General features: G+C 36.4%; 16 protein-coding genes. 15 read left to right on the forward strand and 1 reads right to left on the reverse strand.

Translation table 11 applies throughout. The annotated features are described in order from the left end of the window. Nucleotides 1-64: 64 nt before the first annotated feature. Nucleotides 65-514, reverse strand: coding sequence for a hypothetical protein (locus tag ACT29H_RS09305; protein ID WP_444821348.1), 450 nt, complete (start codon nucleotides 512-514; stop codon nucleotides 65-67). Nucleotides 515-629: 115 nt separating this feature from the next. On the opposite strand from ACT29H_RS09305, the gene ACT29H_RS09310 reads away from it, so the two are divergent. The 15 genes from ACT29H_RS09310 to ACT29H_RS09380 all read left to right on the forward strand — a co-directional run bounded on the left by ACT29H_RS09310 (nucleotide 630) and on the right by ACT29H_RS09380 (nucleotide 11785). Next, complete coding sequence (locus tag ACT29H_RS09310; protein WP_444821349.1) at nucleotides 630-842, forward strand: hypothetical protein; 213 nt, start codon at nucleotides 630-632, stop codon at nucleotides 840-842. Then, nucleotides 839-1390 carry a response regulator transcription factor gene (locus ACT29H_RS09315; protein ID WP_444821350.1) on the forward strand — a complete coding sequence of 184 codons (552 nt, stop codon included), beginning with the start codon at nucleotides 839-841 and terminating at the stop codon, nucleotides 1388-1390. The genes ACT29H_RS09310 and ACT29H_RS09315 overlap by 4 nt, the downstream gene beginning before the upstream one ends. Beyond that, on the forward strand, nucleotides 1390-1758 hold the full coding sequence (locus ACT29H_RS09320) for a hypothetical protein (RefSeq protein WP_444821351.1): 369 nt from the start codon (nucleotides 1390-1392) through the stop codon (nucleotides 1756-1758). Before ACT29H_RS09315 ends, ACT29H_RS09320 begins: the two co-directional genes overlap by 1 nt. Then, the gene (locus ACT29H_RS09325; protein ID WP_444821352.1) at nucleotides 1755-2090 is read left to right on the forward strand and encodes a DUF4406 domain-containing protein; all 336 of its coding nucleotides are present in this window, start codon (nucleotides 1755-1757) and stop codon (nucleotides 2088-2090) included. The genes ACT29H_RS09320 and ACT29H_RS09325 overlap by 4 nt, the downstream gene beginning before the upstream one ends. Then, on the forward strand, nucleotides 2056-2418 hold the full coding sequence (locus ACT29H_RS09330; protein ID WP_444821353.1) for a hypothetical protein: 363 nt from the start codon (nucleotides 2056-2058) through the stop codon (nucleotides 2416-2418). Before ACT29H_RS09325 ends, ACT29H_RS09330 begins: the two co-directional genes overlap by 35 nt. Nucleotides 2419-2475: 57 nt before the next feature. Continuing rightward, nucleotides 2476-2745 (forward strand): hypothetical protein, encoded by a 270-nt coding sequence (locus ACT29H_RS09335; RefSeq protein WP_444821354.1) that lies wholly within the window; start codon nucleotides 2476-2478, stop codon nucleotides 2743-2745. Between the two features lie 312 nt (nucleotides 2746-3057). Next, nucleotides 3058-6024, forward strand: a complete 2967-nt coding sequence (locus ACT29H_RS09340) for a hypothetical protein (protein ID WP_444821355.1) — start codon at nucleotides 3058-3060, stop codon at nucleotides 6022-6024. Between the two features lie 10 nt (nucleotides 6025-6034). Beyond that, entirely contained in the window at nucleotides 6035-6259 is a 225-nt protein-coding gene (locus ACT29H_RS09345) for a hypothetical protein (RefSeq protein WP_444821356.1), read from the forward strand. 10 nt (nucleotides 6260-6269) lie between these two features. Then, nucleotides 6270-6449: a hypothetical protein gene (locus ACT29H_RS09350; RefSeq protein WP_444821357.1), complete on the forward strand. Its 180-nt coding sequence runs from the start codon at nucleotides 6270-6272 to the stop codon at nucleotides 6447-6449. Between the two features lie 90 nt (nucleotides 6450-6539). Further along, entirely contained in the window at nucleotides 6540-6851 is a 312-nt protein-coding gene (locus tag ACT29H_RS09355; RefSeq protein ID WP_444821358.1) for a hypothetical protein, read from the forward strand. 66 nt (nucleotides 6852-6917) lie between these two features. Beyond that, nucleotides 6918-7268, forward strand: coding sequence for a hypothetical protein (locus ACT29H_RS09360; protein WP_444821359.1), 351 nt, complete (start codon nucleotides 6918-6920; stop codon nucleotides 7266-7268). Between the two features lie 568 nt (nucleotides 7269-7836). Further along, nucleotides 7837-8400 (forward strand): hypothetical protein, encoded by a 564-nt coding sequence (locus ACT29H_RS09365; protein ID WP_444821360.1) that lies wholly within the window; start codon nucleotides 7837-7839, stop codon nucleotides 8398-8400. Further along, nucleotides 8381-9631, forward strand: coding sequence for a hypothetical protein (locus tag ACT29H_RS09370; protein WP_444821361.1), 1251 nt, complete (start codon nucleotides 8381-8383; stop codon nucleotides 9629-9631). The genes ACT29H_RS09365 and ACT29H_RS09370 overlap by 20 nt, the downstream gene beginning before the upstream one ends. A 54-nt stretch (nucleotides 9632-9685) precedes the next feature. Then, nucleotides 9686-10804: a Clp protease ClpP gene (locus tag ACT29H_RS09375; RefSeq protein ID WP_444821362.1), complete on the forward strand. Its 1119-nt coding sequence runs from the start codon at nucleotides 9686-9688 to the stop codon at nucleotides 10802-10804. A 24-nt stretch (nucleotides 10805-10828) separates the two neighbouring features. After that, on the forward strand, nucleotides 10829-11785 hold the full coding sequence (locus tag ACT29H_RS09380) for a hypothetical protein (RefSeq protein ID WP_444821363.1): 957 nt from the start codon (nucleotides 10829-10831) through the stop codon (nucleotides 11783-11785). Nucleotides 11786-11790 lie beyond the last annotated feature (5 nt).

The raw sequence follows: 11790 nt of genomic DNA on the forward strand, positions 1-11790 counted from the left end.
TTCTGTCTTTACGGTTTTTTAAATTAAAATTGTCCTCACTCGAATTACTTTTTCCAAACAATTTCTAACCGGTGGCTTTCCTTCTGGCTTCGATTTCCAGTTTGAGCTCACCAACCAAAGCTTTTAATCGGCCGAGCTCCTGATTCAACTCATTATTCCTTTTAATTAATGACTCATTGAACACCTCGAGTTGTTTTATTCTTCCATCTTTTATAAAGCACTCCATACAATACTCTTTCTTACTCGCATTATTTTGCGACTCAATATTCGTATGTTTTTGCGACTCCATTTCAGACTTATACATTGGTTCCTCCCCCTTCAAAATCCACATAGGATTTAATTCCGGAAAACCATCTATAACCTTTATTACATGAGTTATCCCCACGTTTGTTCCCTTTAGGAATTGCCGAGTTTGACTTTCAGGAAAACCACACCTACGAGCAAAAGAAGATTGATTTAGACCAAATTCAGATATTATTTTTTGTATCCTGATATCCAATCCATTATTACCCATTGTAATTATTTTACGTGAAAAAAATTTTGTTTTTTCGCAAAATTTTGCGTTTTTCGTAACACCATTACGACATAAATATAACACTATTTGTAACACATTGAAATACCAAAAAACAATGACAAAAAAAGAGCTAAAAAAGCTAAGAAATGAACTTCCTCGAGGGTACGGAAGGATTCTTTCTGAAATAACAGGTAAGCATTTCAATGCTGTTTACCGAGCCTTAAAAGGAGAGACAAATAGTCCTGAAATAATTCAGGCTGCGATAAATCTTGCGAAACAGGAAAAAGAAAAAAAAGCCAAAATTCAAAAGCAAATCAAATCACTATGAGACTCCCGGCAGGACTGAACAACAATGGACTTGAAATTTATCGCGATCCGGAAGGAATGGTAAGAGTAATTCAAAATGGGAATAGGACCGAATACTTGGAGCTCCCTCTGGTACTCCGAGAGCCATTTCAAGCAGAATTAATAGCAGACAAGGATGCAAGGAATTCATTAATTAATGACCTACGAATAACCAATGCAGATGAAATGGAAGAAATGTTCGTTGGGTGTAGATACGGAACTCTCGACTCTCAACCTGATTTAAAGGATGGCCAACTCACTCACGACCTTCCTATATGCGAAAGAATGAAAACATGCCCTGCTTTTGGTAAGGTTTGTAAACAACCAGAAGGGCCCAATGGAAAATTATCAAGGACTCAATATTTAATAGCCATCGAAGTCGCAAAAGGAAAACTCGATAAAGAAATTGCTGCCGAATTTGAAATAGAATTACCAACAGTAAGAACTCACTTAAATAGAATCAGAGAAAAACTTAATGTAAACAACAGAATAGAAATAGCCCTTTGGGCACAAAAACATTCGATAGTTTAATGTTTAACCAGCGTCCGCCAACGCTAAAAATCAATGCAAAAATGATTAGAAATTATCCTTTGCATGCGCGACTCTTTGTAAAGCGCATTATCAGGATAAGAAAACGACTTATCCTGAACGATGAAAGCAAACTTGACCATAGTATGGCAATAAGGATTATTGCCATACTTGAAAAGTATCTTGATTACTATCCCTTTAACACGAGGCAGAGCATGTCAAAATTTGTCTTAAGGCATGCGTCTGACATTATGTATCTTATCCCCGGAAAAACAAGCAAATCTCATAAAAGATTAATGCAATCTTTTAATGAGATATATTCCGAAGCAATCGCCATTAAAAACGAAAAACCAAAACCGGCTTTAATATGAATAAGGTTTATATAGCCGGTAAAGTGTCAGGACTTAACTACCTCGAAACATACGAAAAATTTCTTTTGGCCGAACAAAAACTAAACCGGCTCGGCTTTGAGGTGGTAAATCCGATGAAACTTGTTCCAGATCCAGAAACCGATTGGCAATATGCAATGCGTAAATGTATAAAGGCAATGGTCGAACATTGCAATACCATTTACCTACTGTACGACTGGAAAGATTCACCAGGTGCTCGCCTGGAATACCAAATCGCCAATAAGCTCGGCTTCAAATTACTCACAGACCATATACTACATGAAATTGAAGAGATTAACACTTCCAAAAACTAAGGAAATGTACATTCACAATGATATAAAAAAAGTCGTTTGTCCTTATTGCAATGGAGACAAAACGGTGGACCTGGGCTGGGAAAATATTGGACATAGCAGAGGATCATTAAGAATTACGGAAACTTGCCCGGTCTGCAAAGGAGAAGGAATAACAATTCGTCAAACAATTTACAAACCTATTTCAGAATGCGACCCAAAGCCTATCAACGATACCTCGAACAAAAAAGAATTAGAAGATCAGTCAAAGAATACTCTTTTAAAAATAGAGAAGGAATTACAAGACATAAATGCGAGGCTAAAAGCGGTAATACAACAAATAAGAAAATAATATACGCAAAACCCGGTGCAACAGGGGAAGAAATTAAACAATTAATACAAGAGAATCATGACGCAATCAAAATTCACGATAAAATTAATGGGCACTTATGAAGAAGTACAGATGGTTACTGCCAAAATTGAATCGGTTTGGGGTGTTGAAAATATTGATTCAATTAGTGGCATATTCCCATCCAAACAGTTACCCAACCAAAAGCATATGAGGCCATACCACAGATATATTAGCCTTGATCCAGGTGCGCCAATATCAATTACGGATATTAACGGCAATAAAGTACAAAGTGCAATCTCTAAATTATTTCGAAAACATGGAGATTAATCACGGTTTGCCCAAATCGAATTTTTTCACAATTGCGGTGCCCTATAATGGGCGCCCAATTTCCGATTATGTAAGTATCCGGGATGTTCCCTTAAAAAAAATAACACTAAAAGATCCGAGAACTGGGGAAAAAACGGAAGCTGAAATTCATGATATGTGGAGATTTAAAATAGATAAAGACGGACATCTTATTAATTCGTTTTCAAAACTCACATACGGGATCCCTGGGAACAAACTTGTAAGGCACATGAAGGATACTTATCCAAATTTTTCCAAACACCTTATTATTGACTTTCTACTGCTTAAAAAACTATGAGTAAATATATTGATCAAGAAGAAATATTCAGGGGCACAGACGGAGGTCGGGATGTTTTTTCATACTACTTTCCTGGTATTGACTTCGACGACCGCAGGCACAAATTCAAAATAAGAAACGAAAAGACGGCCTCTGCTCACTTAAGTTATTATAGAGGAAGATGGTACCTGACAGACTTTGGCGATCAAAATAACGTGTCCGGAATGAACGCCATAGAGTGGGTAAAATATGCAGAAGGACTTGAATACATTGATGCATTAAAGTTTATTGAAAGTGTAATCATTCGAAGGGAGATCGGCGGCGGCGACTATCGAAAACCAGTTTATTCTGCAAAATACAGCTGGCGGGAAATGGGAGCTGACGACAAAAAAGGAGAATACAAATTCACATTTAAAGAAAAACCGGCTAAGACAGATCTCCAAGCAATTGGTAGGTATATAACGGTTGAAATTTTGGATGAGTTCCATTGCAAGGTGGTTGAACGTTATGAATACTGTAGTTATAGTAAGAAACAAAAAAAGGATATAGTTCACATCTTTGAATCAACGGATGATTATCCAATTTTCCTTTTTGACTACGGCAATTTTAAGAAGCTATACAAACCACATGAAGTAAACAAACAATACAGGTTCCACTATATTGGAGAAAAGCCGGTAAACTACATTTACGGATTAGATAGACTCGAAAAAGCCGAAAACGAATTTCTTGACGAAGAAAAAGGAGATATAGTTCCGCCACAAGGTAAACCTGATGCCAAGGTTAGAAACTTATTTCGCGTGTCAGGTGAAAGCGATGCCCTTAACCTGGCATCACTTGGATATCATGTTTACTGGTTGAATAGCGAAACAGCATCATTCGAAAGAGACAGTTACAACAGGGTCAATAATCTTTGCGAAAAACACTTCCAGATAATGGACCTTGATCAGACAGGAAAGGAAGCGGCCAGAAAAATGGCTCTTAAATACATGAACCTTTACACCATTGAACTCCCTGAGTGGCTTTCAAAAAAGAAGGATTGGAGAGGCAACCCATGTAAAGATGTAAAAGATTTTATCAATATTGCCGGCAAAGATGAAGACGAAACGAGGGAAAAATTCACTGTTCTAATTCGGCGGGCAAAACCCATGAAGTTTTGGGAAAAATCAGTTGAAGTCGTAAAGGGCAAAGAAAAAGTTGCATACAATATCAACCTTGAATATTACTATCATTTCCTACAAACTCATGGGTTTTATACCATGGATTCAAAATATCACAAAAAGGCCGGATACTGCTATTGCAAAATTGACGGGAAAAGGATAAAACTTATCAACCCGGACAATATTAAAAAGATGGTAAAACGATTCACAAAGGAGTGGATACGTTCGCGAAACCTTCTTGATGAAATTCAAATCCTGAATAAAATTAATGCAAGTACACAGATCAGCGAAAACAACCTTCAGGAATTAACGGACATCAAACTTAATTTTAAGAATTATTCAAAAGATTACGAAACATTAATATTTCAAAACTGCGCCTTCAAAATAACAAAAGACGAGATAAAGCAAATTAAGCATGAAAAACTCGAGAACTTTATATTAGAAGAGCTTGAGGTGAATGATCGAAAGATATCACATCTTATCCCTCGTAATTGTAGGCTTGAGAAAAGCCCAATTATTACGGTTGATCCATCACCCGAATACAAACAATTACTTGAACAACTCGAATCCGCCAACACCCCTGAAGAAAGGGCAAAAATTACCGCTGAAATAAGTCAATTCCCTGAGTGGAAAAGGTATGATGTAACCATTCACGACAAAGATTTTATATATATACAATTCCTTAAAGATCTCTCACGAATTTATTGGCGGAAGGAAGAGGAATCCAACATCCCTTTAACCGAAAAGGAACAAAGAGAACAGGACCAGCTTTTAGCCAACCTTCTTTATGTCATCGGCTACATGGCAGCGGAGTATAAGGATCCTGCAAAACCATGGATGGTAATTATCCAGGACATGAAGATGAGCGATATAGGGAAAAGCTGTGGTCGTTCAGGGAAATCACTAATAAGTAAAGGTCTGTCTTATGTACGCCCTTCATTTTACATACCTGGTCGAAACAACGATTTGACAAAAGACCAATTTATTTATGACGGATACACAAGATTTCACAGGATTATTGAAGTGGATGACCTCGGTGAGTTTGTGGATATGGATTTCTTTTATACGCAGATAACAGGGAAACGCCGGGTTAACCATAAACACCACGCTCCGGAAGTACTTGAATATGCAGACTCCGGCAAAATGATGGTAAGTACAAACTTTGAGCTCCGGAATACGGACCCGTCAACACTGGCCAGATTGTTAAATTCAGGTGTTAGCGACTATTACCACGAAGGCCGAGGAACCGATTACAAGGAAAGCAGATCGCCAATTGATAAATATGGTCGCCGATTGTATGATGATTTTACAGATGAAGAGTGGAATAAATTCTTTAATCTGGTTGCCTACTGCATTCAGTTGACAAAAAGGTTACCGAAAATTATGCCGCCGATGGAAAACCTCGAAAAACGACAACTACGAAGAGAAATGGTAAAGGGGGGAACCAAAGAGGAAGAATTCTTCAAATGGGCAAACAACTACTTTACACATAAACCGGATGATGTGGAACTATTCGACAATATATCACCGATTGAAGTAGGATACTTCAATACTTATATTATCCGTGAAAATGCTTTTCAACAATTTAGGAAAGAACTTTCAGATGCCCATCAACGGAAATATACACCACACCAATTTAAAAAGGCCCTTACGGCCTGGTGTAAGTACTATGGTTTCACTCTTAATCCCCAATCCCTTTGTACACAAGGACAAACAATTAAGAAAACCATTGAAGGAAAAACAACTGAGTTGCTTTACATATCAACCTTAATTGATGAAGATAACGACAAGCTAACACCTCAGGAACGAGATAAAATTCCATTTTAATTGTCTTGATATGAAACGGATGAATGAAGTAATTAATTCATTACCACATGGTACACAAAAAAAACTCGCACAAGAATTTAACACAAGCAAAAGCTTTGTAAGTGCAGTGCTAAACGGGAAAAAAAAGCCATTCAAAAAAGGTCGTCTCATTCAAAAAAGGGCAATAAAAATTGTCGCAACAGAAATTGCGAAAAAAACTGAAGAGAGACTAAAAAAAAAGTATTTAACCGACTAATAATAATATCATGAAAGAAACAGAATTAATGCTAACGGTCGAGTTACAAAATCAATATCAATTAGGTGAAATAATTAGAAAATATGAAGCCATTGGGTGGAAATTCATTGATCGTGGATGCTTTACAAAACATGGGGATATACTCAGGGTAACGATAGAATTTAGGGCAAATAAAATATGCCAGAAATAAGCAAATAGGATTAAAAAACAAGAGCAAAGGTTGTGAATTTATAAGTTGCTATAGTACTCCTTTTGTTATCCTAATCAAGATATAGAACTAATGAAATATTGCCTACACAATAACATAAATTGGGTATCGCTCGAAGCAATAGATGTTATTAAAGAAGAGCCATTTTTATGGGGAGAAGCCCAAATCGATCCGGGCCATGTTTTTAAAAAATTAGGCACCAAAAGTAGAACCATGTATATGTTAGATGTACCAATAACCTATAAAGGGAAAATTGATGATATGTTATTATTTGATGTTGATGGCTCGAGCGAGCAAAATTGGTATGCTGTTTTATTTTACGTCAATAAAGACACGTTGCTTGCCAGGTCAAAAGATAATGCATTTTACGATATAAAAAGATAAAAATTATTCCACCCCTAAGTGGAAGGGGGTTATAATACGACCACAAAACATATAAATTACAAAAAGATGGAAGAAGTAAATCCTAAATTTGAAAGTTGGGCCATTATTGAACTGTTTGGCCATAATCAACTTTCAGGCAAAGTAACCGAATGTGTAATTGCCGATCAATCCTTTGTGCGAATTGATGTTCCGGCTACCAAAAGAACGCCGGCATTTACTAAGTATCATCTTCCAAGCGCTATTTATGGATTGACCCCTGTCGACGAAGATTATGCGAAAAAAATGGCCGAGAAAATTGACGCCAAACCAATTAATGATTACAAGCACACAGAAGTAATTACAGAGATTATTAAAGAGAAAATCTCCAATATGCAATTACATATAGGCGAAAAAAATGATGATTGGGAATCATTTTAAAATAAAGCCTAAAAAAGTAAGTGTACAAAGCACCCTTTGGGTGCTTTTTTTTTATCCATTATCTAAATTCAATTTGTCAAAATGTAATTATTTAAGACAAAGAGGAAAAAGGGAAATATCAACATACTAAAAAGAATAAAAAATAATTGTAATTTGTAATTATAATATCAAAACTAATGACTTTAAAGCAAATAGCAAATTACAAAAAAATTACAAAAAAAAATCGGGTTTGTAATTTCATCTGATTGATAATTTAATTTGGATTGCATATGAGGTATATTTATTCAAAATACTAAAAATTACAAATTTGGTGATTTTTGTAATTATTGTATTTCAATTTTTTACAGCATTGAAAATTTCGACTATTTTTTTTGTAATTCTTTATTTGCTTGATTTCCAATGATGGTTTTATAGAATATGCAAAAAAATTACAAAAAATAGCTGATTTCTCAACTTTTAGTCATAGGTGGTAAAAAAACAATATTGAAGAATTGTCCACGAAAGGGACATTATTGTTAAATTTTATAATTCGTGGTTTTTTTCGTATTTTTCGGGAAATCTTACGACTATGACTGATACCTATACAGTAAATGTTATCGTCAAGCCGTATGTGGCCAGATACCTGGTAAACAATTGCGGTGATCCTGTTGACCTTTCCAAGCTTCCTAAACTTAACAATTTGTTCAGGAGCATTCTCCGAAAAAGTCTTATGAGACATGAGTCCTTGAAAATACCGGACAGAACATCCTATGTTAGCATCATTATTAGCAAAGACACATTCTATCGCCACGGGTGGGATTTGACCAGGACAGACATGATGTATTTTAATGCGCAGATTGAAAAGGAGATAAAATTTATAATGCGCAATTATGTTTCGATGCGTGCTGCTCTCGGTTTTCCGGTTGCAAAATGCATCCGTGATTTTCAATGTTTGTTCAATATGCCTGAAGACGTTTGGAGCTTTGATGCCATTAAAAAAGATATTGACAGGCATACTTCAACAAAAAAAGATAAAGATGTGGAGAACTTCATTGAATCTATTAGCCAAAAAATGAATAAACTTTTCGTGGAAAATTTGTCGACAATCGGGACCATTTCAAACAAATTCAAAAATGAACTTTCAGAAATCTAAATTTGCCGGAGGTATTGCCCGATTATGGATATTGCCTCTTCAATACTACAATGGCGTTAAATTCAATGCAACATCAGGGTTGTATTATCCTTTAGGAATTAAAGGGAAATTGACCGATGTTCCCTTTTCTATTGACTCATGCAGTTACTCGATTAAAAAAAAGGGAAGCGCCTATGACGTTAATATCTCATGTTTTATACCAGGCATATCGTTTTATAATTTACAAGCAAGTATCGATCTCGAATCAACTCCCTTCTTGATAATTGTGAGAGATTATAATAACAATTTTATGCTTTTCGGGGATTACGACAATTTTTTCCTTTATAATCCTGATTTAGAGAGTAATGAAGACTATTCTGAACCTGCAGGCATTAATTTTTCTTTTTCAAGAACAATGCTTAACATGCCACTGCTCATTGAGGACCCATTTGTGAATAACAAACCGGTTGCAAGTAACGTCATTATTTCAGGAAGCGGCTCTGTAGGTGAAACCCTAACAGGTCAATATTTTTATCATGATGATGATGGAGATTCCGAAGGAAATTCCATGTTGAAATGGTACCAAAGTGACGATGAAAATGGAACCAATAAAGTGCTTATTTCAACAGGTCAGACTTTAGTTTTATCGGAAAATAATAAAGGAAAATTCATTCAATTTTCTGTAATTCCTCATGATGGGACCTCATTTGGGAATGAAGCCTATTCAGAATATCTTGAGATAGTTGATTACATTATTCCCAATTCATTTTTTGATGGTATGAGTATTGAAAGTGAATTGGGCGCATATAGTATAAGTGGTTCTGGCAATTTAATTACAATAAATCAATTCTTTTCAGATTTATCGGATCAACCAATCCTTTTTTTAAAGAAGGCTTTAATTCCGAACATTTATACAAAAAAAATCAGAATATCACTTGATGTGAAAAAAAACATGACATTGCTAGACAAGTTCATAACACCAAAACTTTTCGACTGTAGGATAGAATGTCATTTAGATAATGACCCAAATTCAACTAATTATCAATCATATGAAAATATATATATTAGCGATAGCGATCTTGTAGATGAATGGGAATCATATGATATAACAATTGATTCAAGCTATAATTGGTGGTGGGATATATTTTATTTTGGGTTTGCATATTATAATAATTCAAACCTTAAAGTTCCTCCAGAGCAGATCGCCGGGTTAAAAATAGAAATCCGAATAAACAGTATAACTTATTATTAATTAAAATTTGTCCTTTTTACTCTTACACACATAGAATAATATTGTGCCAAACAAATGATTCTTATGGCACAAACTACAATAACCATTGACGGGTCCATAGGTCCATGGCAATATTCAAAGCAGTGGATGAATCAAATGTTGTCTAAGGCAGGAAATGGCCCTGTTTTGCTCAACATTTCATCACTTGGTGGCGATATTGACCATGGCCTTGCAATGCATGATGCGATAGTAAATCATGGCAATGTTTCTGTAAGACTTTCCGGCTTTGTGGCCAGTGCTGCTACTGTAGTGGCATCGGGTGCGAAGACTATATCCATGAATTCAACAGCTTTTTTCCTAATTCATAAAGTATCCGGCTGGATTGATGAGTATGGGTTTAAGAACGAAGATGAGCTGAAAGAATTAATTGAAAAGTTTACGAAAGAGGCCGAAGAAAATAAGAAAATAGACCTCGTTATTGCTAAAATATACGCTAATAGGACTGGACAAAAAGTGCAGGACATTATTGATTTAATGAAAAAAGAGACTTGGCTAACCGCAGAAGATGCGAAAGAGTGGGGATTCATAGATGAGATTATTGAAATGTCAGGGAAAAGCAATGATGTTCCTTTTGCAAAAGTTGCAATGATTGAGGCCGCCGGCCTCCCCCCTATACCAAGAATAAGCCAAAACACAACTAATGACGAAAGCAATCATGTTAGTTCTTTGGCAAAGTCGATTCTTGACAACGTGAAAACTCTTTTGAATTCTGAAAAACACATAAAGATGGACAGAACAAAATTTAAGCCGCTGCTGAATGCAGTAAAGGTCGATGATATTGAACTCGACAAAGACGGTGGTTGCTATTTTAATGCATCGCAACTGGATATGTTAAACCAAGCAATTGAAAAGGCCCATAAGGTCGAACAGGAAAGGCAGGATGCCGTTAATGCTCGCCAAGCAGCGGAGTCTGAACGTGATTTGTTCATCAATGCAGTGAACGGCATTGATGAATCTGTTCATTCTGCCGAAGGAGCTGAGGCAAAAATTAATGCCTTAAAAGAAATTGTTGCCAACATCCCCGGAAGCACAGCTACAGGAAATAATGGTGGTGATTCAAAAGAGGATGCTGGTGTGGATTGGACCAAAATAGACAGCCTTCCGCACAACAAAGAGGCTGACTCCGTAGTGTAATTATTTTTCTAAAATACCTGCTGTATGACTGTTAATGACATCATCACCGAATTCGGAGCGTATTACCTCAGGTCGGGACAAAATGCAAACCGGATTAAGCAACTATTGTTGCAACCTTCCGTTACCCCTTCCTACATGACGCCGATAAAAACAGACGACACTATCTTCCAGATGGCCAAATCTTCAATTTCATCGGTTGTTCAGGGATTTCAAAAGGCATGGACACCAAAAGGAGAAACTAAATTTACGCCCAACAAAATTGAATCTTTCCATCTGAAAGTAGATGTTGAAGAGTACCCGGACGATCTTGAAGCAACATGGCTTGGGTTCCTAGCTTCAAACAGTGTAAACCGTAAAGAATGGCCTTTTGTAAAATGGCTGATTGAGGTTCACATTATTCCTAAAATTAAGGAAGACATGGAGCTGTATGAGTATGGTCTTGGGGTACATGAAGAACCAACCGCAGGCACCCCCAATGCTGTTGGCAAGAACCTGAATGGTCTCAAAAAACTCATTCAGGTAGGAGTTGACAACACACAAAACCCAATGAACCATGTATCTGACATTGGAGCTCTTGATGCCGATACAATTTTTGACCAGGTTGAAGCATTCGTAGACAAAATTTCTGATGTTTATCAGACGAAAAAGATGAATGTTTTCGTGCCTTATAAGTTCATGCGAGCCTATCTGCGAGATAAGAGATCCCAAGGATTCTACAACCTGACAGGTGACAAACAGATTGACAACTCAATCGATTTCACTCCGCAGCAGGTTGTTGGTCTTCCTTCTTTAAATGGTGAAACATTTATGTTTGCCACACCAAAAGAAAACATGTTTCACATAACCAAGAAGTCGGCGAATATGACAAACTTCAAAATTGAAGAATCAAAGAGACAGGTGTTCATTATGTCCGACTGGTGGGAAGGCATAGGCTTCGGTATAAACGATGCAGTTTGGACAACCCTTCCAAAAACCACTTAATGTTT

The sequence above is a fragment of the Thermophagus sp. OGC60D27 genome (genome assembly GCF_052400625.1).
Taxonomy (GTDB): domain Bacteria; phylum Bacteroidota; class Bacteroidia; order Bacteroidales; family Marinilabiliaceae; genus Thermophagus.